Below are 23566 nucleotides of genomic sequence, written 5' to 3'. Positions count from 1 at the left end.
TCCCTCAGCGATAGATGAGATGGCGACGGCGTTTCCGGTCGAACTCGGCCAGTTCGGCCTGCCAGGACCCGACGATCTCGTCCACCCCGGCGCCGTTGTCGATCATCGTGCGCAGCCTGTCGGAACCGGAGAGCTTGTCGAGGAAGTTGTCGGGCCGCCACCTGAACTTGTCCGGGTGCACCTGTTTCGCGGTGACGAACATGGTGACCGCGGTGCGGATGGCGTCGAACGCCCGCGCGTCGGTGACGGTCACCTGCACGCCACCGCAAGGTTCGTTGACGAACTTGCCGAACGTCGGCACGAAGTACGCCTCACGGAACTTCACACCGGGAAGCCGCAGTTCCCCGAGCCTTTCACGCCAGCGCCAATCGAGACCGGGCGCGCCGATGATCTCGAACGGCCTGGTGGTTCCGCGGCCTTCGGAGAACACGGTGCCCTCGAACATCCCGGTGCCGGGATAGACGAGCGCGGTGTCCGGCGTCGGCATGTTCGGGCTCGGCGGGACCCAGGTCAGCCCGGTGCGGTCGAAGAGCTGGTCACGCCGCCAGCCGCGCGCTTCCACGATCTCCAGTTTGCCCGGCGTGACGCCCTCGGCGGGCAGGAACTCGGCCGCGAAGAACCGCGCGAGTTCACCGACGGTCATGCCGTGCTGCTGCACGATCGGCTTCCGGCCGATACCCGAGGCGAACGCCGGGTTCAGCATGGGCCCGGCGGCCCGGCCACCCAGCGGATTCGGCCGGTCCAGCACCACGACCGCCGCGCCGGCCTTCGCCGCCGCCACCATCGCCGTGTACAGCGACCAGATGTAGGTGTAGAACCGCGCGCCGACGTCGGCGATGTCGAAGACGACGGTGTCCACACCCGCCTTCGTGAACATTCCGGCGAGCTTGGTCGCGTCGGCGCCGTACGCGTCGTACACCGGCACGCCGGTGCGCGGATCGGTGTAGTCGCCTTCGGAGCCACCCGCCTGCGCGCTGCCGCGGAAACCGTGCTCCGGCCCGAACGCGGCGAGCGGCCGGACCCCGGCGGCGACCATCGAGTCGACGATGTGGTCGCCGCTCGCCAGGACACCCGTCGGATTCGACAGCACGCCGAGCTTGCGGCCGGACAGCGGTGCCCAGCCCTTGGCGGCGAGCACGTCCGCTCCGGTGCGGGTGAGCGGGGGACCTTTGCTCTCGCTTTCCGGGTGCGCCCCCGCGACCGAGGACCCGGCCGTCAGCGCGGGGACCGCGAGCGCGCCGGTGGCGAGGAAGTGGCGGCGGTTGAGGTTCACCAGGTCAGCCCATGGCCGAAGGGGTATTTCACCGTGCCGACGTCCTTGCCCGCGGGGACGTCCACCGGCAGCTTGCCCTGGGGCTTCACCTTCCCGAGGATCACCTTCGCCAGCGCTTCGAGCGAAGGCGAGATGTAGCCGTACGTGGCGAGCCACGTCTTGACCGGGCTCTCGTAGCCGGCGTCGTAGGGGATCTGGGCGGCGACCGCGACGACGGGTTTCCCGGTGCCGGCCAGCGCCTGCAACAGCTTGCCCTGCAGGGGATACGTCCCGACGTTGTTGGTCAGCACGACGACGAGGTCGACGTCCTTCGCCGCCGCGACGGCCTGCGAGATCTGCGCGTCGGTCGGTGTCTGGCCGGTCTGCAACGCCGTCGCCCGCGTTCCGTGCGCGGTGAGCTTCGCGGCCAGCGACGTCGTCGTGCTCACGCCCCAGCCGGTCACGAGCGTCTTCGCGGGCTGCCGGTCGAGCGGCAGGACGCCGCCGTCGTTGCGGATCGCGGTGATCGACCGGTCGGCGATGCCCTGCGCGGTCGCGAGGTTGGCCGGGGTGCCGACCTTCGAAGCGACCTTGGCCGGGTCGACGAACGGCGAGGTCAGGATGCCCCGGTTCAGCTTGAGCTTGAGCACCCGGAGAACGCTCTCGTCGATGCGCTTCTCGGTCAGCTCACCCGTGCGGACGGCGTCGAGCACCGAGTTGATCGCGAGTTCGAGGTTCACCGGCATGAGCAGCTGGTCGATGCCCGCCTTCAGTGCCAGCACCGGGATCTCCGCGTCGCTGTGCCTCTCGCGCACGGCGTCCATCGAGAGCGAGTCCGTGACGACGACACCGCGGTAACCGAGCTCCTCGCGCAGCTTGCCGGTGAGGATCGGCTTCGACAGCGTCGCGGGCTCGCCCGACGGGTCGAGGCTGGGGAACTGGATGTGCGCGCTCATGATCGAGTCGATGCCCGCCTTGATCGCGGCCTTGAACGGCGGCACGTCGGTCTCGCGCCAGCTGGCCTCGCTCCGGTCGATCCTGGGCAGCTCGTGGTGACTGTCGGTGGCGGCGTCGCCGTGACCGGGGAAGTGCTTCGCGGCGGCGGACACCGTCTCGAAGCGCCGTCCGGAGTCCTGGAAACCCTTGACCTGGGCTCCGACGAACTCGCTCGCCAGCTCGGGGCGGCCGGAGAAGGACCGGACACCGATCACCGGGTTCGCCGGGTTGGAGTTCACGTCGGCGTCGGGGGCGAAGTCCTGGTTGATGCCGACGGCGCGCAGTTCGTGCCCGAGGATCCGGGCGGCCTCCCGCGCGGCCTTGGCGTCACGGCCCGCCGAGATCGCCATCGCGTTCGGCAGTTCGGTGGCGGGCGCGCCCATCCGGGTGACCGTGCCGCCCTCCTGGTCGGTCGCGATCTGCAGCGGGACGTGTGCGCCGCTGCGGAGGGCGGCCCGCTGGAGCCCGTTGGACAGCTTCGCGACCTGCACCGGATCGTCGAAGTTGTCGCGGCTGTCGTTGTTGAAGTAGATGACGCCGCCCAGGTGGTACTTCTCGATCACCTGCGCGGGGGTGTCCACGCCGAAGTCGGTCTTGTTCTTGGCGTTGACCTCGTCGGCGGACTTCCCGTTCACCCACGTGACGAACAGCTGGCCGACCTTCTCCTCCAGGGTCAGTCCGCGCAGCGTCCGCTGCGCCGCCACGTCGGCCGTCATCGGCTGCGCGGTCGCCGGAACGCCCACCGCGACTCCGGCGGCGAGGGTGAGCAGGCCCGCGAGGGGCACGGCGAGCGCATGGATCCTCCGATGACGGGCGTGCGCGGTTCGGGTCGTCACCTCAAGCCTCCCAGATTCGTGCCTGACGCTCAGGTGGAAAGAAGTCCACCTGGAAGCACTGATATCCGGAAGCTACCCACGAGCACTTTGCTTGTCCATCGGCCACCCCCGCGAACGGTCCGTTCGTACACAAAGGGACGCGAACGGGCCAGTCACGCTTGAAAACAAGGGTGAAACACTGGCGGCGCCCGCCGGCCGAAGCCGGCGGGCGCCGCCAAGCAGTGCGGGCGACTCGGGCGACCAAGCGTGCAACTCTGGTCGTACCTTCATGGACTCGGCGTCCGGCGTCCCGGTACGCAGTCCCTAGACGACGAGCCTCCCGCGGCGCGCTGCGCGTGGGTACCCGGTGTCCGCACACGGAGATTCGCCGGGGTGGAACAGGCTTCTCTTCTACCTGTTCCCTGGCCGACCGAACGTCCGCACCTTCTTTCTACGCCGTGAGCCGGATCACTTCAAGGGCGCAGACGGGTGCACCGGTACAGAGGCTCGATCTGGTGACACGGGCACCCTCCGCGACGGACAATTCGCCACCCTGGCTGCGAAAACCGGTTCGGTACCGCCGTGTGGGTGCGCGTTCAGCGAGGGCGTTTGCGCCGGTAGCCGTACCAGGTGGCCCCCGCGGCGAAGGCGCTGAGCGCCACCAGCCCCGCCGACCGCGCCGGGATCCGCGTCCGCAGCGACATCGGGTGCTCGAAGGCGAGGATCTCCCAGCCCTGTTCCGTCGCGTGCCTGCGCAGGACGCGGTCGGGATTGACCGCGTGCGGCCGTCCGACGACTTCGAGGAGCGGGATGTCGGTGCTCGAGTCGGTGTACGCGTGGCACTGGGTGAGGTCGTAGCCGTACGTCGCCGCGAGTTGCTTCGCGGCGACGGCCTTGTTCTCGCCATAGCAGTAGAAATCGACTTCGCCCGAGTAACGACCGTCCACGATCTGCATCCGGGTGGCCACACTGCGCGTCGCGCCGAGCATTTCGGCGACCGGGGCGACGACCTCCTCACCGGTCGCCGACAACACGACGACGTCGTGCCCGTCCGCGCGATGTGAGGAGATCAGTGCCGCGGCTTCCGCGTAGACGAGCGGGTCGACGACGTCGTGCAGCGTCTCGCGGACGATCGCGGACACCTGAGCGACGTCCCAGCCGGCGCACAGCGCGGAAACCTCGGCCCGCATCCGCTCGGTCTTCGCCGCGTCCGCGCCCGCGAGGGAGAAGACAAGCTGGGCGTACGCACTGCGAAGCGCGGCTCGGCGGTTGATCAGGCCTTCGCGCAGAAGAGGCTTGCTGAAGGCCAGCGCACTCGAGGAGGCGATGATCGTCTTGTCGAGATCGAAGAACGCCGCGACCGTGCTCGGCGTCGTGCTGGGTCGGTCCACCCGCCAAGGATAGGAGAGCCGCGTGACGGCCCGCCCGTTGGTGGACCACGACGGGGATACCGCGGTGGAAAATCCACGACCGCACACGGGATCCGGCGCGTCGTGCCGTTATCGAATTGTGGGTACCGGCGCCACCCGCAAGGGGCGGCTAGCGGAGTTACAGTGAGATTGTCCGGTGCAGCACCGGGCCCAGGTTCAGTCCGACCCCCCGGGGCTGAACCCCGGGCGGCCCTCGTCCCTCCCCCCTGGCGAGGGCCGCCCTCTGACTTCCCGCCCTGCCAATGGTTCAGACCTTGGCGGCCGCGGAAAGCTCGTCGGGGCAAGGCCGAAATCGACGGCGTTCGGTAATTTTCTTTGTTCTCAACGATTTCCGCTCGCGTTTTCGGCGAGGGAGCAGGGCGAGCGGAAAGCCGGAAGTGTGCCGGGGAGGACCGACGGAACCGTCGGGAAACCGGTTCCCCGCGGCGGAGTTGTCCACAACACCCCGGTTGTCCACAGGCGGGACGGAACGGCGTTGTGCGCGGCCGGAAGCGGCGGGACCGTGGAGGCACAACCCGAGTCCGACCGAACACTGGGGAGATCATGACCGAGGAACATCCGCTCGTCGTCGCCGGAGACGACATCCTGCTCGACGAGATCCTGCGCGTGGCGGCGGCCGCGGGCTGTGAGGTCGAACGGGCGCCGGATCTGGACGCCGCCCGCGGGAGATGGGCCCGCGCGCCGCTCGTGGTGCTCGACGAGGAGGCCGCGAGCACACCGAATCGCCTGCTGCGGCGGAACAAGGTCCTGCTCGTCTGCAAGGGCGCGCCGACGCCGGTGACGTGGGAGCGTGCCTTCAACACCGGTTCGGAAAAGGTCCTTTCGTTACCGGACGAGGAAAGCGACCTCATCGGCGAGTTCGCCGACGTCGTGGACGGGCCCGCGCGGGACGATGGCGTCGTCATCGGGGTCATCGGCGGGCGGGGCGGAGCCGGCGCTTCCGTACTGGCGGCCGCGGTCGCGTACCGGGCGGAGAAGTCCGGCAGTGGCGGCCTGCTCGTCGACTGCGACCCGCTCGGCGGCGGGGTCGACGTCCTCCTCGCCGCCGAACGCGATCGCGGGCCGCGCTGGCCGGAGCTCGACCTCGGTGGCAGGGTGTCGATGACGGCGTTGAGCGAAGCCCTGCCACGAAAGAAATACGCGACCGGCTCACTGTCCTTTGTGTCCTATGGCAGGGAAGGGCGCGGTCCCGGACCGGACGCGATCGAGGGCGTGCTGTGCGCCGGACGGCGGTCGGGGCGGACGGTCGTCTGCGATCTGCCGAGGTATTTCGGCACCGAAACCTCCGCCGTGCTCGGGCTGGCGGATCTGGTCGTGGTCGTCGTCCCCGCGGAACTCCGAGCCTGCGCGGCGGCGAAACAGGTCATCGCCAGGCTCGAACCCCACGCGACACGGATCGGTGTCGCGGTCCGGGGGCCGTCACCCGCCGGGCTGATCCCCCAGGAGATCGCCGACGCCGTGGGCGTCCCGCTCATCACGTCGATGGGCCGCGAGAGATCCCTCTCGGCGGCTCTCGATCGCGGCGAATTCCTTGTGAAACCCCGCGGGCATCTGGCCACGGCCGCCACTGAGGTCCTCGCCGCCGCACGCGGAAACCTGGCCGGTGCCTCGCGATGACCGACGATCTGGTCGAGCGGGTCCGGCGGCGGCTGGCCGGATCGGCCGTCCCGGCGGATCCGGTGAGTGTCGCGCGGGCGGTCCGTGCCGAAGCCGGCGGGGCGCTCGGTCAAGACGCCGTCCTCGGCGCGGTCCGGTTGGCGCGTGACGAGTTCGTCGGCTTTGGTCCACTCGCGCCGCTTCTCGAAAAGCCCGGTGTCACCGACATTCTCGTCACCGCCCCCGACGAGGTCTGGGCCGACAACGGTGAAGGTCTCAAAGAGACGAAGGTCCGCTTCACCGACGAGGAAGCGGTTCGCAGGCTGGCCCAGCGGCTCGCCCTCGCCGGTGGGCGACGGCTGGACGACGCGCAACCGTTCGCCGACTGCTGGCTGCCGGGGGCGGGGCCGCGACGCCGGATCCGGATGCACGCGGTCCTCCCGCCGATCGCACCCGCCGGGACTTCGCTTTCACTCCGCGTCCTCCGGCCGGCCACGCACGATCTCGCCGAGCTCCGGTTGCGCGGGGTGTTCGGCACCAGCGGCGCGGAGCTGCTCGATGCGGTCATCCGGCGACGGCTCGCGTTCTTGGTGTCCGGCGGGACCGGGGCGGGCAAGACGACCCTGCTCTCCGCGCTGCTCGGCGCGGTGCCGCCGGGCGAACGCATCGTCTGCGTCGAGGACGCCGGCGAACTGCAACCGGATCATCCGCAGTTCGTCAGCCTGATCGCCCGCCCGGCCAACGTCGAGGGCGCGGGTGAGATCGGCCTCGGCGAACTGGTGCGGCAGGCGTTGCGCATGCGCCCGGACCGCCTGGTCGTCGGCGAAGTACGCGGCGCGGAGGTTTGCGCGCTGCTCAACGCGATGAACACCGGACACGAGGGCGGGGGCTGCACCTTGCACGCCAATTCACCGATGGAGGTCCCGGCCCGGATGGAGGCGCTGGCCTCGCTCGGTGGGCTCAACCGGGACGCCCTGCACAGCCAGCTGACCGCGGCGGTGCGAGTGGTACTGCACATGCGCCGCCTGCCGGGCGGGATCCGGCGGCTGGAGGAGGTCGGCGTCCTCCGGTCGTTCCGGGGCGAGGCCAAGGTCGTCCCGATCTGGAGCGAGGGCGACTGGATCGGCGACGAGACGCCGTTCGAGGAGATGGCCGCGTGAACCCCTGGATCCTCCTCTCCTGCGGCGCGGCACTGGCCTGCTGGCCGAGGCCCGTGGCAAGCACGCCGTTCGGCCGTCGGCTGCCCCGAGTCGTCCGCGCGGCCTGGTGGCCGCTGCCCGCGTTGCTCGTCCTGCCGCTCCTCGGGATCGGCTGGGCGGTGGCGACGCTCGTGGTGAGCTTGACCGTCCGCCAGGAGCACCGGTGGCGGACGCGGGCGAAGGCGGCACTGGCCGAAGCCGAACTCACCGCGTCCGTGCTGCGGACGATGATCGGGGAACTCCGGGCGGGCGCTCATCCGGTGGCGGCGGCCGAAGCCACCGCGGAGGCGGTGCCGGCGGCGTCCGAGCGGCTGCGCGGACTCAGCGCGGCCGCCCGGCTCGGTGGCGAGACCGCCGATCCGGACGCGCCATCGGCACTGGTGAACGCCTGGACCCTCGCGAACCGGTTCGGGCTTCCGATGGCCGACGTCCTCGACGCCGCGCGCCGGGACGCCGAGGCGGAGATCGGCTTCCGCCGCCGTCTCGACGCCAAGATGGCCGGTCCACGGGCGAGCGCCACCGTGCTCGCCGTCCTCCCGCTGGTGTGCCTGCCGCTCGGCGAGGCGATGGGAGCGAGCCCGCTCGGCGTCCTCACCGGGACGGGTGCCGGTCAGTTCCTGCTCGTCGTCGGCAGCGGGCTGATCTGGGCGGGCACGGCCTGGTGCCGGACACTCACCGGGCGGGTGGCGCCATGCTGACCGGAACGGCGTTGATCCTGCTGGGCGGTGCTGTCTTCTCGTGGCCGCACGTCACCGCCCGGCCCATCGCGCGGACCAGCCGTCTCCTCACCTGGCTTCGGGAACGACCGCCTCGGGAGAGAGGCGTGTCCGAACTCCTCCGGTCCGCCGCCACGCTCGATCTGCTGGCCGCCTGCCTGGCGGGCGGGCTGCCGGTACCTGTCGCGCTCGAGGCCGTCGTACCGGCCGCGTCAGCGGAGACCGCGGCGGCCCTGCGTTCGGTGGCGGCGCGCCTCGCCGTGGGTATCGGGCCGGCGGAAGCCTGGGCCCCGATCCGCGATCGGCCCGGCCTGACCGAACTGTCCGTCGCTGCCGTCCGCACGGCGAGAGCGGGCACCGCGCTCGCGACACACGCGAAAGACCTCGCGCGAAGACTGCGCGAATCGCTCTCCGCCGAAGCCGAAGAACGCGCCGAACGGGCCGGAGTGCTGCTCGCGGCACCTATCGGCCTCTGTTTCCTGCCCGCGTTCCTCTGCCTCGGTGTCCTGCCCGTCGTGCTCGGCCTCGCCGGCCGTCTCGGCGGCGTCATCTGAGAGTCGGGCCACCGACCACACCGATCCGAAAGGCGATTCCATGGACAAGCTCCCCACCTTCCGCGACGACGGCGGCATGGCGACGATCGAATACGCCATCGCCACCCTGGCCGCCGCCGCGCTGGCCACCGTCCTCTACCTGGTCGTCAGCAGCGAATCCGTCGTCGCCGGGCTCACCGGGCTCATCGAGCGGGCCCTGTCGGTGAAGTTCTGATGCCCGACCGCGGATCCGTCACGGTGGAGGCCGCGCTCGGCATCGGCGTGCTGACCTTCGTCTCGGTGCTGCTGTTCGCCGGGATCGGGGTCGCCACCGACCAGCTCCGCTGCACCGACGCGGCCCGCGAGGCGGCCAGGCTCCTCGCCCGCGGCCAGCCCGCCCGTGCCGAACAGGCGGTCCGGGAGATCGCGCCCCGCGGCGCGCGGCTGGACGTCGTCCGGGAAGGCGACACCATCTCCGCCGGTGTCGAAGCCGCACCGGCGGCCGGACTCCTGCCGGGCATCCGGCTGAGTTCCCGTGCCTTCGCCATCGCCGAGCCGGGGAGCGGGCCGTGACCACGGACGATCGTGGCGTCGCGACCGCGTGGACCGCCTCGATCGTCGCCATCCTGATCGGCGCGGCGGTGTTCGCCTTCTGGCTCGGCGCCGCCGTCACGACCCGGCATCGCGCCGAGGCCGCCGCCGATCTCGCGGCACTCGCGGCGGCCTCGCACGCGACGGATGGTCCCGGCGCGGCCTGTGAACGGGCGCGGCAGGTCACTGTCCGGATGTCGGCCACGCTGCTCACCTGCCGGTGGGAACGCGGTGATGCCCTGGTCGAGGTGCGTTCGGAGCCGTCGGGGCACCTGGCGGCCGTCGGACGGGCGGAGGCACGGGCCAGGGCCGGTCCGGTCGACCGGCCACCGTGACGGGCGTCGCACGATGAACGGTCGCCGGGCGGGGACCGGCCGGAAGTACGTATGAGTGATCGCTGGGCGCGAGCAGCGGTCGTTGCCGTACGGCGAGCGGTCGAAAAGATGATCAGCGCTCCGCCGAACGGTCGTCCGCCGCTCGCCGTGAGCACCGTCACAGAGGCCGGAAGCCCACGTCCGCTGCGACGAACGGCCCCGGTCCGGTCGGAGACGGCGGTTGACCGGACTTCCGGGGTTCGGTCCGTCCGGTCGCCCTGCGGCGCGTTCATCGCTGCGTAACCGCCGGTTGTCGCGTGAGGTCTTCTCCCGATATGCAAATTGCCGTTTATTGAGACATGCGCCACTTCGAGAAGTTCGCCGAGGCCGGTGCGACAGAGACAGACACAGGACAGAGTTGACCTGAGGCAGGGACAGTAATGTTGGACGCGAATTGGCCGGACAGCTGGCGGGGCGCCTTCCGCATCGAAATGCGGGCGGAGGCGATCGGTCTCGCCTGGCGTGGCTGGCCGGTGCTCCCGGGTGCCGAGCCCGCGGTGCTCACCGCCGAAGGTGACGACCTCACCTGGCGGCGTCCCGTCCCGGCCCAAGACGACTGGCGTGAACTGACGGTGACCCATCCCCATGAGGTCGCCACCTGGTTCGGCGACGAAACGCACAGCCTGCTCGTGGCCACCGGCACCGTGCTGGACGCCATCGAGGTCGACGACGAACTCGGCAAGGCCGCGGCCCGTCTGCTGCGCGCCACCGGCCACCCGGCGCCGATCGTCGCGATGCCGAACGGCCGCTGGCTGTTCCTCACCACCGTCGCCACGAGCATCCCGCGGGAACTGGCCGACGAGACTTCGATCCAGTGGCACGGCGCGAACGACTACATCCCGCTGCCGCCGTCGCCGTTCCAGCACGGTGTCGTGCACTGGCGGGTCAAGCCCGAGGTCTGGGGCTGGCAGCTGCCCGAGGCCGCCGAGGTGCACGACGTGCTCGTTCGTGCGCTGGCCGGTGACAAGGCCGTCGCCCCGGTGGCGACCCTGAGCACCGCCGCCTGATCAACCCCAAGGTCAAGCCAACAGGTGGCCGGACCGGGATCCGTGCTGACGCAACGCCCCGAGCACGGTGTCCAGTACAGCCACCGCCCCCGCCTTGTCCAGCGGATCGTTGCCGTTCCCGCACTTCGGCGACTGGACGCAGGACGGGCAGCCGGCCGGGCACTCGCAGGAAACGATCGCCTCCCGCGTTGCGGCCAGCCAAGGGACGATCGCGGCAAAACCGCGATCGGCGAATCCCGCACCCCCGGGATGGCCATCGTGCACGAACACCGTCGCCTCCCCGGTGTCTTCGTGCCACGCGGTCGACACTCCGCCGATGTCCCAGCGGTCGCACGTAGCGAACAGCGGTAGCAGGCCGATCGCCGCGTGCTCGGCGGCATGCAGGGCACCGGGGACGCGCGCCGGATCCAATCCGGCGTCCGTCCCCGGTGCTCCGCCAAGTTCCCCGGTCCCCACCTCGGAGCCGCTGGTCCCCGCCGGCTCCGGAACCTCGGCCTCCGGCCGATGGCCCCCGGTCCCCGCCACGCCATCGGACAGACCGAGCAGCTCCGCCGAGATCGTGTACCAGACGGCGCGGGTGTGCAGGCTCTGCTCCGGCAGGTCGAGCGGAGTCTGGTCCAGCACCTCGCCCGACGGCCGCCTCCGCAAGTAGCCGACCACTTGCGAACTCACCGACACCTCGCCGAGATTCACCGTTATGCCGCCGTGGGTCCGGGTCTCCTCGGTGCGCAGCACGCTGATGTCGACGATTTCGCGTGGCGAAGTGGTCCAGTCCGGATCCTCCGCGTGCACGAGGGCGAGCCCGGTCTCCAGCTCCAGTTCGTCGACCACGTAGGACGAACCCTGGTGCAGGTACACCGCGCCGGGATGCACCGCGTAGTAGGCGGAACCCGGATCGACCGTGCCCAGCATCCGGCCGGAGTCGGCTTCCACCACGGCGATCTGCTCGCCGCCGGAACCACGGATGCCGACCTCGGAGTGCGGCCGGTCGCGCGAAGTCCAGTACCAGCCGCTCGTGCGGCGCCGGACGATCTTCTCCTTGACCAGATCGGCGAGCACCGCACGCGCCGCGTCACCGCCGAAGGCCGCGACCTCCGGGGCGGTCAAGGGGAGTTCGGCGATGGCGCAGGCCAGTTGCGGCCCCAGCACGTACGGATTCGACGGGTCGAGCACGGCGGCCTCCACCGGCCGGTCCAGGATCGCGGCCGGATGGTGCACGAGATAGGTGTCCAGCGGATCGTCGCGGGCCACGAACACGACGAGCGCCGCGTCACCCGCTCGCCCGGCCCGGCCGGCCTGTTGCCAGAACGACGCGAGCGTTCCCGGGTAGCCGGCGAGCACCACCGCGTCCAGCCCGGCGATGTCGACGCCGAGTTCGAGCGCGTTCGTCGTCGCGACACCGAGCAGCCGACCGGAGAGCAACGCCGCTTCGAGGGCGCGCCGCTCCTCCGGCAGGTACCCGGAGCGGTACGCGGCGACGGATTCCGCCAAGGCACCGTCCACTTCGGACAGAATCCGCCGGGCGCCGAGCGCGGTCAGCTCCGCTCCTCGCCGCGACCGGACGAAGGCCAGCGAGCGGGCACCCTCGATGACCAGTTCGGCGAGGATCCGGGAAGCTTCGGCGCCGGCCGAGCGCCGCACGGGGGCTCCGTTCTCGCCCGAGAGTTCCGACAGCAGCGGGGGTTCCCACAACGCGACCGTGCGGGCGCCGCGCGGCGAGCCGTCCTCGGTGACCGGGACGCAGTCCTGTCCGGAGAGTTTCACGGCGAACGCCGCCGGGTCCGCCGTGGTCGCGGACGCGAGGACGAAGACCGGAGAGGCGCCGTAGTACGCCGCGACCCTCCGCAGCCTGCGGAGCAGCAGCGCCACATGCGAGCCGAAGACGCCGCGGTAGCTGTGGCATTCGTCGACGACGACGAACGAGAGCCGCCGGAAGAACCGTGACCAGCGCGCGTGCGACGAGAGGATCCCGCGGTGCAGCATGTCCGGGTTCGTGAACACCCAGTTCGCGTGCGCGCGGACCCAGTCCCGTTCCTCGAGCGGGGTGTCGCCGTCGAACGACGCGGCTCGTACCTTCTTGATGTCCAAAGAGGACACGGCGCGCAACTGGTCGGCACCGAGCGCCTTGGTCGGGGACAGGTACAGCGCCGTGGCCCGCTCGTCCTCGGTCAGTGCCGAGAGCACCGGCAACTGGTACGCGAGCGACTTGCCCGACGCGGTGCCGGTGGAGATCACGACGTGCCGGCCTTCGCGGGCCAGCGACGCGGCTTCCGCCTGATGCCGCCACGGCGCCTTGACGCCGTTCGCCTTCAGCGCCTCGACGACCGGGGCCGCCGCCCACTCCGGCCAGTCCACCGAATCCGCCGGGCGTGACGGCAGTTCGGCCACATGGGTGACCGGGTACAGCGAAGCCGGGATTCCCGCCGTCGCGCGATCGAGAAGCCGCCGACCCTTACCGGATTCCGCCGTGCCGTCCACCTTCGGAAGCTTCGCACAGCGCACCGACAGAAACGGGCCGCCGCCGGACGGAACAGGCGCCGGATCCGGCCGCCGATGATCGATACAGTGACCAGCCTCACACGATTACGGAACGTATGGTGGCGGGGACGCCTTGCCGTCCTCCATCCCACTACCAATACACTCCCGCAATCCACACCGTCTGTGGCGAGCGTCATGTGAGACGTGCCTTGCAGTGCGACTAGCGTGACGTTCGACTCAGATCCCCATGTCAACGTACGAGCCGCCGGATCCCTCGGCGGATCGTCGTTGGCCAACGGCGACGTCTCCAGGAGGACGAATGTCCCGGCAGTTCCTCGCGGAGGGCGAACTCACGCTCTCCGGAGGTGGTTACACCATCGTCGGTGTGATCGCCGTGGTCGCCCTTGCCGCACTGGTCATCGGCTACGTTCTGCTGAAGGAGGTCTTGGCCGCGGGCCAGGGCACCTCCAAGATGCAGGACATCGCGAAGGCAGTGCAGGAAGGCGCGGCTGCCTATCTCAAACGGCAGCGCAACACCCTCGTGATCTTCGGGGGAATCGTGTTCGTGCTGCTCTTCGCTTTGCCGGCCGACGACTGGAAAGAGAAGATCGGCAGGTCCATCTTCTTCTTGGTCGGCGCTGGGTTCTCCTTCGCGATCGGCTACCTCGGCATGTGGCTGGCGACGCAGGCGAACCTGCGGGTCGCGGCCGCTTCGCGTGAGGCGGGCGGTCGCGAGAAGGCGATGCGCCTGGCCTTCCGTACCGGTGGCGTCGTCGGCATGATCACCGTCGGTCTCGGCCTCTTCGGCGCCGCGGTGGTCGTCCTGGTCTACACCGGACAGGCCCCGAAGGTGTTGGAGGGCTTCGGTTTCGGTGCCGCGCTGATCGCGATGTTCATGCGTGTCGGCGGCGGTATCTTCACGAAGGCCGCCGACGTCGGCGCCGACCTGGTCGGCAAGGTCGAGCAGGGCATCCCCGAGGACGACCCGCGCAACGCGGCCACCATCGCCGACAACGTCGGTGACAACGTGGGCGACTGCGCCGGGATGGCGGCGGACCTCTTCGAGTCGTACGCGGTCATGCTCGTCGCGGCGCTGATCCTGGGAAGCACCGCCTTCGGCGTGCACGGCCTGATCTTCCCGCTCATCGTTCCCGCCATCGGCGTGATCACCGCGGTCATCGGTGTCTACATCACCAAGGCCAAGGCGGGTGAAGGCGGTCTGGTCACGATCAACCGCTCGTTCTACATCTCCGCGGGGATTTCCGCGGTGCTCTCGACGATCGCGGCGTTCGTGTACCTGCCCGGTTCGTTCTCCGAGCTGACCAGCGGTGCCACCGGCGAACCCGGCAACCCGGCGCTGATCGCGACCATCTCGGTGATCATCGGCATCGTGCTCGCGGCGGTCATCCTCAAGCTCACCGGCTACTACACCGGCACCGAGCACAAGCCGGTCAAGGAGGTCGGCAAGTCTTCGGAAACCGGTGCGGCCACGGTGATCCTGGCCGGTATCTCGGTCGGGTTCGAGTCCGCCGTGTACACCGCGCTGGTGATCAGCGCGGCCGTCTTCGGCGCGTATCTGCTCGGCGGCGGCGTCGCGCTGTTCGCCGTGGCGCTGGCCGGTACCGGACTGCTCACCACCGTCGGCGTCATCGTCGCGATGGACACCTTCGGCCCGATTTCGGACAACGCGCAGGGCATCGCCGAGATGTCGGGTGACGTCGACGAGGACGCCGCGCAGATCCTGACCGAGCTCGACGCGGTCGGCAACACCACCAAGGCCATCACCAAGGGCATCGCCATCGCCACCGCGGTTCTCGCGGCGACGGCGCTGTTCGGGTCCTATCAGGACGCGATCAGCAAGGCACTGAAGTCGATCCCGGAAGCGGCCGAGGCGAGCACGAGCGCGGTGGACTTCTTCGTGAACTCGGTGGTCAGCCCGAACACCCTGGTCGGCGTGATCGTCGGTGCGGCGGTCGTGTTCCTGTTCTCCGGTCTCGCGGTCAACGCGGTGTCCCGTGCCGCCGGCGCGGTCGTCTACGAAGTGCGCCGCCAGTTCCGCGACATCCCGGGCATCATGGAAGGCACCACCCGTCCCGAGTACGGCCGTGTCGTCGACATCGTCACGCGCGATTCGCTGCGTGAGTTGACCACACCCGGTCTGCTCGCGGTCTTCGCCCCGATCGCGGTCGGCTTCGGCCTCGGCACCGGCGCGCTCGCCGGTTACCTGGCAGGCGCGATCGCTTCCGGCACCCTGATGGCGATCTTCCTCGCCAACTCCGGTGGCGCCTGGGACAACGCGAAGAAGCTCGTGGAGGACGGAAGCCACGGCGGCAAGGGTTCGGACGCGCACGAGGCCACCATCATCGGTGACACCGTGGGTGACCCGTTCAAGGACACCGCCGGTCCGGCGATCAACCCGCTGATCAAGGTGATGAACCTGGTGTCGGTGCTGATCGCCCCGGCGGTCGTGCAGTTCTCGATCGGCGCGGACGCGAACGTCGCCGTCCGGATCGGGATCTCGCTGGTCGCCGTCGCGATCATCGTCGCCGCGATCGTCGTCTCGAAGCGGCGCGAGTCTGTCCTTTCCGACAACCCCGCGCAAGCGAAGGCGTAACGCCGAAAGTCCCACCCCGCCGGGCCCGCCGCGATTTCCGTGGCGGGCCCGGCGTTTTCCCGGCGCAGGCTAGTCTCTGCGCGTCACACCGGCCCGATTCGGGGGAGCCCTGCCATGAGGCGTCCGATCGTCCTGTTCGCCGCCGTTCTTCTGCTGGCGGGCTGCGGTGGCGCCGAGCAGCGGGCCGCCCCTTCTCCTTCTTCTCCCGCTCCCGCAGCCGGAGGGTCGTGGATGGACGGTTTCTGCGGTTCGCTGATCGACTTCGCCAAGATCGGCGACTTCACGATGCCCGACTTCGAGCAGAACGACGTCGCGAGCGCGCGGAGGGTGATGGACGAGGCCTTCGGCGTGTTCGCGCCCGGTTTCGACAACGCGGTCACCGGACTGCGGAAGCTCGGCCAGGCACCCAGTGCGGAAGCGGACGCGGCGCGCAAGAGCATCGTCGACGCGCTGACGCCGGTCCGGGACGAGGTTCTCGCCGCGAAGGCCGCGCTGGATGCCGCGCCGAAGGACGACAAGAGGGCCGTGGCCGCCGCCGGGGCCGCTTTCCGGCAGATCGGCTCCGACATCAACGACATGCCCGATCCGTTCCAGCAGCTGGAAACGAACGCGTCGTTGAAAGCGCTGGCCGCGCAGGCGCCGAACTGCCAGAAGCTGCCTTCCTGACCTTTCTTTATGCCACAGTGATTTGCATTGCCCATCGGTATCGGTACCGTCGGGGCCAATCGGGAAGTCGTCGGGTCGGGAGGTGTTTTCGTGCGGGCGCGGTTCACCGTCCTTGCCGCGCTGGCAACAGGTGTCGGGCTCGGCCTCGCCGGGTGCGGGCAGCAGCCCGCGGTGACTTCCCATGCCGGACAAGAAGGTCTGGCGACGGTCAGCGCGTCGGAGGCCGACCCCGTCTCCGCTTGGGCGGAGGGATACTGCGGCGCGGCCGGTGGACTCGTCCGGACGCTGGCGTCGTTGCCCAGCGTCGATCCGAGCTCGCCGCGGCAGGCTTCCCGTACTTCCGGCGAGCTGATGGCGGCGGTGGTCCGAGGGCTGGACCGCACCACCGCCGCGCTCGACGATCTCGGTCCGGCACCGGTCGCCGGTGGCGACACCTCGCGAGCGGACGCCGTGGTCCAGCTCGAAGGCATCCGCGCTCGCGCCGACGACGTCCGTCACCGCCTCGATTCCTCAACCGACCCCGAAGCGACGAAAACGGCGCTTCGCGACGCGAGGACGTCACTCGACGAACTAGACCGCCTCGACCTTCTGAGGGGTCTACGAGACGTACCTCAGCTCGCCGCGGCGAGCAGCCGGATCCCGGTCTGCCAGGAATTGGTCAAGCAACCTCGCTGAGTCACCATCCTGTCACTGGCCATTACTCGAACCTGTGTTCTATTCTGTGCGGGTGGACGGGATGATCTCGCTCTTCTCGGCGGAGGCGAGCGGGCCTGGGCTCGCCGACCTCGCCGGGGTGCTGTGCGGGCCCGGGCGGATGACGGGTTTCGGGCGGACGGCCGCGCGGCTGTCCGCCGTGGTCGACGAGCCCTGGCGGGCCGGTGCCCTCGCCAGGGAATGTCGTCGGCGCGGTGCCGAGGCGCAGGTCTCGGCCGCCGAATGCGGACGGCCGCTGGTGAGAACGCCGTTCCGGGTCGACCTGCTGCCGCTGGAGCGCGGCTGGAGCCACGGTGAAGAGAAAGTCCTGCCGGACGGGTTCCGGCTCGACGGTGCGATGTTGAGGATGTGGGCGCTGGCGGCGGGGAGCCCTCAGGGCAACGGCTACCTGCTCGCGCTCGACCCGGAGGCGCCGGAGACGCATGAGCGGCTGATCGCGGCGCTGGCCCAGCTGGGCGTGCCGGTGAAGGCGCAGCGTGGTGAGGAGGCGTTGTTGCGCGTCACCGGTAGGCGGCGGCTGGCGCACGTGCTGGAGTTGATCGGGGACGCGCCCGCCGGGGCGGAGCCCGCTTGGCCGAGCTTGGTGCCCGTGGTGCGCGCCGGATGACTCTCCTGTAAACGCCAGGAAAGGTCCTTTCCTGGCAAATTTCGCCAGGAAAGGACCTTTCCTGGCACTGGAGAGGTCGAGCTGGGTCAGGGTTTCGGAGCCCGGCAGTCCGGGTTCGACAGGTTCAATTCACTGTGTGAAAGGCAGGAGGTCAGTTGATAGGTCTGCTCCCCGTAGTTGATGCCCTTGCGCACCGTCACCTTCCCGGCGGCGTCGACCTCGCACGGGTTGTTCATCGTGCACCGCTGACCGCTTTCGTTGCCGGTGTTGTTGACGCCGACGACCTTCCCGGTCGAAGTTTCGATGATCGGCGAACCCGAGGTTCCGCCGATCGTCTTGCACGCCGGGGTGTACCTGATCGCGTCTTTCCAGACCCAGTCCGCCTCGTGGAGTTCGTGGACGAAGCCGTCGATGTTGCAGGAGTAGATCTTCTTCCAATATCCCGACACCACGTCCATCGCGACGCCCGCCGTCGGACGGGTGGCCGAGAGGGTCAGCGGGGCGATACCGTAGGCCGCCTTGATCTTGGCGTAGCTGGTGTCGAGCTGGTAGAGCGAGACGTCGGTGTCGGTCATCGTCGCGTAGAGCAGCTTCTTCGCTTTGAGGGTGGCCAGTGACGAACGGCCGTCCTTGGACAGCAGGCTGAAAGTTCGTGACGATGGCCGGTCGACGATTACTTCTCCCGGGTCCGGGAAACCTTCTTGCAGGCAATGCCCGTTGGAAAGGACGAGGGCGGGGTCGTCCAGGCTCGCCTCGGGTGGCTTGACCACCGACCCGGAGCAATTCGACAACGCCACGGTCCCGGCGAAAGTGGTCGTGGCGGCTTCCGCGTGCGCGGTCCCGACCAGTGCGGACGCGGTCAGCATGGCGAACAGTGTGCCGAGGAGTCGTCGGGTCACGTGGAGTCCTTTCGGGTCGGCGTGGACATCAAGTGAAGCGTTGGCAGGAGTGTGCCACCACCGTCGAACGGAGGGTGTTCAGTCCGTCACGCGGCCCCCCGGGCCGACGTGTCCGACATCACGTGCTAGGTGTTGAAAGGAAACATCGACGAGGTCAGCGGCGATGCGCTGGACACACGATCGGCGGCGTGTTGCACCACCTAGCCGTGGTCCGGGCGGTGCGAGCGTGCACACTGACGGGTCGAGAGGCGGCGCGAAGGCGCCGAAGATGAGCGGAGAGCAGGACAGCGTGGCAGGAGCACGGACGAAGAAGACCGCGGCGTCGGACGACGGCGCGGGCCGTCGTCGGCTGGTGATCGTCGAGTCGCCGACCAAGGCCCGCAAGATCGCCCCGTACCTCGGCGGTAACTACGTCGTGGAGTCCTCCGTCGGACACATCCGCGACCTTCCCCGCGGCGCGGCCGACGTCCCCGCCCAGTACAAGGGCGAGTCGTGGGCGCGGCTCGGTGTCGACGTCGACAACGACTTCAAGGCGCTCTACGTCGTCACGCCGGACAAGAAGTCCAAGGTCACGGAGCTGAAGAGCCTGCTGAAGGACGTCGACGAGCTCTACCTCGCCACGGACCCCGACCGTGAGGGCGAGGCCATCGCGTGGCATCTGCTGGAGACCCTCAAGCCGAAGGTCCCGGTCCGTCGGATGGTCTTCCACGAGGTCACCGAGCAGGCGATCCGCGCCGCGGCCGACAGCACCCGTGAACTCGACGGCGACCTGGTCGACGCGCAGGAGACCCGCCGCATCCTGGACCGGCTCTACGGCTACGAGGTCTCGCCCGTGCTGTGGAAGAAGGTCATGCCGAAGCTTTCGGCGGGCCGTGTGCAGTCCGTGGCGACCAGGATCGTGGTCGAACGGGAACGTGAGCGCATGCGCTTCACCTCGGCGTCGTACTGGGACATCTCGGCGACGATGGATGCCGGAGCCGACGCCTCCCCGCCCACCTTCCCGGCCAGGATGATCGCCGTCGACGGCGCGCGTCTGGCCACCGGCCGTGACTTCGGCCCCGACGGACAGCTGAAGGCTTCGAACAACGAGATCCGCGTGCTGGCCGAGGCCGACGCGGTCCGGCTGGCCGAGGCACTGAAGAACCGTGACTTCAAGGTCGCGAGCGTCGAGGAGAAGCCGTACACGCGGAAGCCGTACGCGCCCTTCATGACCTCGACCCTGCAGCAGGAGGCGGGCCGCAAGCTGCGGTTCACCTCCGAGCGCACCATGCGGATCGCGCAGAAGCTGTACGAGAACGGTTACATCACTTATATGCGTACCGACTCCACGACGCTGTCGGAGTCGGCGATCTCGGCGGCGCGCAGCCAGGCCACGCAGCTGTACGGCAAGGAGTACGTCTCGCCGTCGCCGCGCCAGTACACCCGCAAGGTGAAGAACGCGCAGGAAGCCCACGAGGCGATCCGTCCCTCGGGCGAGGTCTTCCGCACGCCGGGCCAGGTAGCGAAGGATCTGGACACCGACGAGTACCGCCTTTACGAGATGATCTGGCAGCGGACGATCGCGTCGCAGATGGCGGACGCGAAGGGCACCACGATGTCGGTGCGCATCGTCGGCACCGCCGGCAGCGGCGAAGAGGTCACGTTCGCCTCGTCGGGCCGCACGATCACCTTCGCCGGGTTCCTCAAGGCGTACGTCGAGGCCGTCGACACCGAGAGCGGTGGTGAGGCGGACGACAAGCAGAGCCGTCTCCCGCGGCTGGTCAAGGACCAGGCGCTGACCGCGACCGAACTGAGCCCGGACGGGCACACCACGTCGCCGCCGGCGCGCTACTCGGAGCCGAGCCTGGTCAGCAAGCTCGAAGAGCTGGGCATCGGCCGCCCGTCGACGTACGCGTCGATCATCAAGACCATCCAGGACCGCGGTTACGTGTGGAAGAAGGGTTCCGCGCTAGTTCCCTCCTGGGTCGCGTTCGCCGTGATCGGCCTGATGGAGCGGCATTTCGAGCGGCTGGTCGACTACGATTTCACCGCCGGCATGGAGGACGAACTCGACCGCATCGCCGCCGGTGACGAGCACCGGACGCAGTGGCTGTCGAAGTTCTACTTCGGCGGCGACATGGGGGTCGACGGTTCCGTCGGCAGGCTGGGCGGCTTGAAGAAGCTGGTCGGCTCCGGTGTCGAGGACATCGACGCCCGCGAGATCAACTCGATCCCGCTGTTCAGCGACGCCGACGGCCACACCGTCGTCGTGCGCGTCGGCCGCTACGGCCCGTACCTCGAGCGTGAGGTCGACGGGACGTCGCAGCGGGCGAACCTGCCCGAGGACCTGCCGCCGGACGAGCTGACCCAGGAGATCGCGGAGAAGCTGTTCGCGACCCCGCAGGAAGGCCGCGTACTCGGCACGGACCCGGTCAGCGGACACGAGATCGTGGCGAAGGAAGGCCGCTTCGGCCCGTACGTCACCGAGCTCCTGCCCGAGCCGGAGCCGTTGCCCGAGGGTGCCACAGCCGCACAGAAGAAGGCCGCGAAAGCGAAGCAGCCGAAGCCGCGGACGGGCTCGCTGTTCAAGTCGATGTCGATCGAGACGATGAATCTCGAAGACGCGCTCAAGCTGCTCTCGCTGCCGCGAGTGGTCGGCAAGGACCCGGAATCCGGCGACGAGATCACCGCGCAGAACGGACGCTACGGGCCGTACCTGAAGAAGGGCACGGACTCGCGTTCGCTCACGACCGAGGACCAGCTTTTCGAGATCACCCTCGAAGAGGCACTGAAGATCTACTCGGAGCCGAAGCAGCGCGGCCGGTCCGCGACCGCGAAGCCGCCGCTCAAGGAACTGGGCGACGACCCGGTGTCCGGTAAGCCGATGGTGGTCAAGGACGGCCGCTTCGGTCCGTACGTGACCGACGGCGAGTACAACGCGACGCTGCGGAAGTCGGACAGCATCGAGGAGCTGACCGCCGAACGCGGTGCCGAACTGCTGGCGGAGAAGCGCGCGAAGGGCCCCGCGCCCAAGCGCAAGGCTCCGGCGCGCAAGCCGGCGGCGTCGAAGACGGCGGCCACCAAGTCGACCGCGGCCAAGAAGACCGCCGCGACCAAGTCGACCGCGACCAAGTCGACCGCGACCAAGTCGACCGCGGCGAAGGCGACGGCGGCGAAGAAGCCTTCGACGCGCTCGACGGCCACGAAGACGAAGTAGCGCTTGTCCCCAGTGCAATGAAGGGGCCTTTCCTAGCAAATTTTGCTAGGAAAGGCTCCTTCATTGCATCGAGGACGTCCCGTCGGGAGCGCGGGACGGCCGACAGGGCGCGTTGACGCCGAAGCCGCGAAGCGCGTACGAGAGGAGCCCGGTGCTCGGCAGGTCCTATTCGCCACGCGCGGGTGAAGCCGAGTTCGGAGACCGTCTCGATGGCCGTGGTCACGACCGGATCCGGCGACCGGACACCGCTCGCCGACCGCTCGCCGACCGACCTCGCCCGTTCGAACAAAAGTTCTAAAAATTGTCGGTACCAGGGTGTTCAATGGTCGGGTGAGCACTTCAACGACCGCTGTCTTCGACGTCATCGACGAGGTCATCGCCCCGCTGGCCGCCGAGGTTCCGGAGCGTCCCTCGGTGATGGAGTTCTACGACCCGCAGCTCGCCGTGCCGCCGGTGCTGGCCGACGAGGAGCCGACTCCAGGGCTCACCCTGGCCGAGGAGGTGGAGCAGTACACCCGGTTCGTGAGCGGGATGGCGACCATCGGGCTGGCCCCCGGCGGTGAGGTCACGCCCGAGGCCGTCGGGCTGTACCGAGCGCTGCGCGGCGGGTTCATCCGCGGCGTGGTGACCGGGGTGTTCCCGTCCCGCGCGGAGCCGTGGGAGGTCCGGTTCTTCGGCGACGAGGACTACACCACGGTGCTGAACAAACTGGGCAGGCGAGCGCGGCTGCGGTCCGGTTTCCTCAGTGCGCTGCCGGGCTGGGTGTTCGACGGGCTGCCCGACCATCCGCCGGGTACCGGCGAGACCGTGCGCATCGAAACGGACGCGGGCGGGCTGATCCCGTTGCGGGCCCGCGAGGCCGTCGAGGTGATCCGGGAGGGTGCTTCGCGGCCGCGGCACGGCACGGTCCTCGTCGATCTCGCGGTGCGGAACGCCATCCTCGCCGAGTACCCCCACGGCGCGTTCGGCCTGGTGGACAACGACCTCGGCCGGTACCAGTTCAGCGCGGCGATGGACGGCGACGGCCGCTGGACGCTCACCTGGGGCCCGGCCAGCCGGTCGACGGCCGAGCAGTGGATCGTGAAGGCGGTGCAGAACCATGCGTGAACCGGCTGAACCCGCGACGGTGCGGGAACTGATGAGGCGGGCCGCCGAGCCGGTGCTGCGCGCGGTGCCCGAGCGACGGAGCGTGTACCTGGGCTACGACCCGGACGTCACCGACGACGAGATCCGCCGGCTGTGCCCGTCCTACGACGGGCCGGCGGATCTCGTCACCCAGGCCGAGCGGTACGCGGCCAAGGCGGCGATGCTCGAAGAGGCCGGGTTGATGGAGAACGGCGAGATCCATCCGGCCGCGGTCCGGATGCACGGCGTGATGCTGCGGGGTTCGGTGCGAGGCGTCCTCACCGGTGTCTTCGCCTCCGCGCCCCGTGCGGTGCGGGTCGACTGCTACGGCGACGGGCATCAGGCGGTCGTCTGGCGGATGCGGCCGGGACGGCGGACCACGTTCAGCCTGAGCGATTTCGGGGAGCTGGGAGCCCGGGTGTTCGGCGGGCTCCCGCACGTCCCCGCCGGTGAGACCGAGCCGATGCGCATCAGGATCGACGGGCACGGCGTGCCGCTGCCCGGCCAGGACGAGGAGGTCGGTCTGGTCGGGGACACGCTGAACCGGCCGCGGACCGGGACGGCGATCCTCGATCTGGTCGCCTTCGGCGGCCTGAACGCCGAGTACCCGGACTACGGATTCGTGCTCGTCGACAACGACCTGGGGAGGTTCGTGTTGTACGCCGCCCCTTCCGAAGGGTGGCTGATGTTCGGTGGAATGGACCGCCGGGCACTGGCGGGCTGGCTGCACGAGGCGGTGGACTTGAGCCGGACGTAGC

The 23566-nt window shown here is 69.5% G+C and carries 20 protein-coding genes; 15 read left to right on the top strand and 5 right to left on the bottom strand.

The annotated features are described in order from the left end of the window. Positions 1-4: 4 nt before the first annotated feature. The 3 genes from P3102_RS34890 to P3102_RS34880 form a co-directional block, all read right to left on the bottom strand. Positions 5-1273: a DUF1343 domain-containing protein gene (locus P3102_RS34890; RefSeq protein ID WP_276364914.1), complete on the bottom strand. Its 1269-nt coding sequence runs from the start codon at positions 1271-1273 to the stop codon at positions 5-7. Beyond that, complete coding sequence (locus tag P3102_RS34885) at positions 1270-3084, bottom strand: glycoside hydrolase family 3 protein (RefSeq protein ID WP_276364913.1); 1815 nt, start codon at positions 3082-3084, stop codon at positions 1270-1272. Before P3102_RS34885 ends, P3102_RS34890 begins: the two co-directional genes overlap by 4 nt. 575 nt (positions 3085-3659) lie before the next feature. Then, positions 3660-4454, bottom strand: coding sequence for an HAD-IB family hydrolase (locus tag P3102_RS34880; RefSeq protein WP_276364912.1), 795 nt, complete (start codon positions 4452-4454; stop codon positions 3660-3662). Between the two features lie 582 nt (positions 4455-5036). On the opposite strand from P3102_RS34880, the gene ssd reads away from it, so the two are divergent. The 8 genes from ssd (at position 5037) to P3102_RS34840 (ending at position 10509) form a co-directional block, all read left to right on the top strand. Next, a complete protein-coding gene (gene ssd / locus P3102_RS34875) occupies positions 5037-6110 on the top strand; it encodes a septum site-determining protein Ssd (RefSeq protein ID WP_276364911.1) in 1074 nt (357 codons plus the stop codon). Then, positions 6107-7249, top strand: a complete 1143-nt coding sequence (locus tag P3102_RS34870) for a TadA family conjugal transfer-associated ATPase (protein WP_276364910.1) — start codon at positions 6107-6109, stop codon at positions 7247-7249. The genes ssd and P3102_RS34870 overlap by 4 nt, the downstream gene beginning before the upstream one ends. Then, positions 7246-7986 carry a type II secretion system F family protein gene (locus P3102_RS34865; RefSeq protein ID WP_276364909.1) on the top strand — a complete coding sequence of 247 codons (741 nt, stop codon included), beginning with the start codon at positions 7246-7248 and terminating at the stop codon, positions 7984-7986. Before P3102_RS34870 ends, P3102_RS34865 begins: the two co-directional genes overlap by 4 nt. Beyond that, positions 7980-8558 (top strand): type II secretion system F family protein, encoded by a 579-nt coding sequence (locus P3102_RS34860; RefSeq protein WP_276364908.1) that lies wholly within the window; start codon positions 7980-7982, stop codon positions 8556-8558. The genes P3102_RS34865 and P3102_RS34860 overlap by 7 nt, the downstream gene beginning before the upstream one ends. A gap of 40 nt (positions 8559-8598) precedes the next feature. Then, on the top strand, positions 8599-8772 hold the full coding sequence (locus P3102_RS34855; protein WP_276364907.1) for a DUF4244 domain-containing protein: 174 nt from the start codon (positions 8599-8601) through the stop codon (positions 8770-8772). Next, positions 8772-9110: a TadE family type IV pilus minor pilin gene (locus P3102_RS34850; RefSeq protein WP_276364906.1), complete on the top strand. Its 339-nt coding sequence runs from the start codon at positions 8772-8774 to the stop codon at positions 9108-9110. The genes P3102_RS34855 and P3102_RS34850 overlap by 1 nt, the downstream gene beginning before the upstream one ends. After that, positions 9107-9463 (top strand): Rv3654c family TadE-like protein, encoded by a 357-nt coding sequence (locus tag P3102_RS34845; RefSeq protein WP_276364905.1) that lies wholly within the window; start codon positions 9107-9109, stop codon positions 9461-9463. The genes P3102_RS34850 and P3102_RS34845 overlap by 4 nt, the downstream gene beginning before the upstream one ends. A 419-nt stretch (positions 9464-9882) precedes the next feature. Further along, entirely contained in the window at positions 9883-10509 is a 627-nt protein-coding gene (locus tag P3102_RS34840; RefSeq protein WP_276364904.1) for a bifunctional DNA primase/polymerase, read from the top strand. Positions 10510-10521: 12 nt separating this feature from the next. Here P3102_RS34840 and P3102_RS34835 read toward each other — a convergent pair whose 3' ends face one another. Continuing rightward, positions 10522-12987 (bottom strand): DEAD/DEAH box helicase, encoded by a 2466-nt coding sequence (locus tag P3102_RS34835; RefSeq protein ID WP_276364903.1) that lies wholly within the window; start codon positions 12985-12987, stop codon positions 10522-10524. Between the two features lie 319 nt (positions 12988-13306). Here P3102_RS34835 and P3102_RS34830 point away from each other — a divergent pair, with 319 nt between their 5' ends. From P3102_RS34830 to P3102_RS34815, 4 genes are all read left to right on the top strand, one after another. Further along, positions 13307-15601, top strand: a complete 2295-nt coding sequence (locus tag P3102_RS34830) for a sodium-translocating pyrophosphatase (RefSeq protein WP_276364902.1) — start codon at positions 13307-13309, stop codon at positions 15599-15601. 114 nt (positions 15602-15715) lie between these two features. Beyond that, positions 15716-16267, top strand: a complete 552-nt coding sequence (locus P3102_RS34825) for a hypothetical protein (protein WP_276364901.1) — start codon at positions 15716-15718, stop codon at positions 16265-16267. A gap of 90 nt (positions 16268-16357) precedes the next feature. Next, complete coding sequence (locus P3102_RS34820; RefSeq protein ID WP_276364900.1) at positions 16358-16942, top strand: hypothetical protein; 585 nt, start codon at positions 16358-16360, stop codon at positions 16940-16942. 34 nt (positions 16943-16976) lie between these two features. Beyond that, positions 16977-17588 (top strand): hypothetical protein, encoded by a 612-nt coding sequence (locus tag P3102_RS34815; RefSeq protein ID WP_276364899.1) that lies wholly within the window; start codon positions 16977-16979, stop codon positions 17586-17588. Positions 17589-17674: 86 nt separating this feature from the next. Here the strand turns inward: P3102_RS34815 and P3102_RS34810 are convergent, their stop codons facing one another. After that, positions 17675-18487 (bottom strand): serine protease, encoded by an 813-nt coding sequence (locus P3102_RS34810; protein ID WP_276364898.1) that lies wholly within the window; start codon positions 18485-18487, stop codon positions 17675-17677. A gap of 268 nt (positions 18488-18755) precedes the next feature. Here P3102_RS34810 and topA point away from each other — a divergent pair, with 268 nt between their 5' ends. The 3 genes from topA to P3102_RS34795 all read left to right on the top strand — a co-directional run bounded on the left by topA (position 18756) and on the right by P3102_RS34795 (position 23565). Continuing rightward, positions 18756-21683, top strand: coding sequence for a type I DNA topoisomerase (gene topA / locus P3102_RS34805; RefSeq protein ID WP_276364897.1), 2928 nt, complete (start codon positions 18756-18758; stop codon positions 21681-21683). A gap of 315 nt (positions 21684-21998) precedes the next feature. Next, entirely contained in the window at positions 21999-22790 is a 792-nt protein-coding gene (locus tag P3102_RS34800) for an ESX secretion-associated protein EspG (protein WP_276364896.1), read from the top strand. Further along, positions 22783-23565, top strand: coding sequence for an ESX secretion-associated protein EspG (locus tag P3102_RS34795; RefSeq protein WP_276364895.1), 783 nt, complete (start codon positions 22783-22785; stop codon positions 23563-23565). The genes P3102_RS34800 and P3102_RS34795 overlap by 8 nt, the downstream gene beginning before the upstream one ends. Position 23566: the final 1 nt, after the last annotated feature.

This window comes from Amycolatopsis sp. QT-25, assembly GCF_029369745.1.
Classification (GTDB): Bacteria; Actinomycetota; Actinomycetes; order Mycobacteriales; family Pseudonocardiaceae; genus Amycolatopsis.
This window is presented reverse-complemented; position numbering and strand designations above follow the sequence as displayed.

Bases quoted from the DNA above. Each gene is read 5' to 3' on its own strand.
- ssd (WP_276364911.1), top strand. From the start codon at position 5,037: ATGACCGAGGAACATCCGCTCGTCGTCGCCGGAGACGACATCCTGCTC.
- P3102_RS34870 (WP_276364910.1), top strand. From the start codon at position 6,107: ATGACCGACGATCTGGTCGAGCGGGTCCGGCGGCGGCTGGCCGGATCG.
- P3102_RS34860 (WP_276364908.1), top strand. From the start codon at position 7,980: ATGCTGACCGGAACGGCGTTGATCCTGCTGGGCGGTGCTGTCTTCTCG.
- P3102_RS34855 (WP_276364907.1), top strand. From the start codon at position 8,599: ATGGACAAGCTCCCCACCTTCCGCGACGACGGCGGCATGGCGACGATC.
- P3102_RS34850 (WP_276364906.1), top strand. From the start codon at position 8,772: ATGCCCGACCGCGGATCCGTCACGGTGGAGGCCGCGCTCGGCATCGGC.
- P3102_RS34840 (WP_276364904.1), top strand. From the start codon at position 9,883: ATGTTGGACGCGAATTGGCCGGACAGCTGGCGGGGCGCCTTCCGCATC.
- P3102_RS34830 (WP_276364902.1), top strand. From the start codon at position 13,307: ATGTCCCGGCAGTTCCTCGCGGAGGGCGAACTCACGCTCTCCGGAGGT.
- P3102_RS34825 (WP_276364901.1), top strand. From the start codon at position 15,716: ATGAGGCGTCCGATCGTCCTGTTCGCCGCCGTTCTTCTGCTGGCGGGC.
- topA (WP_276364897.1), top strand. From the start codon at position 18,756: ATGAGCGGAGAGCAGGACAGCGTGGCAGGAGCACGGACGAAGAAGACC.
- P3102_RS34795 (WP_276364895.1), top strand. From the start codon at position 22,783: ATGCGTGAACCGGCTGAACCCGCGACGGTGCGGGAACTGATGAGGCGG.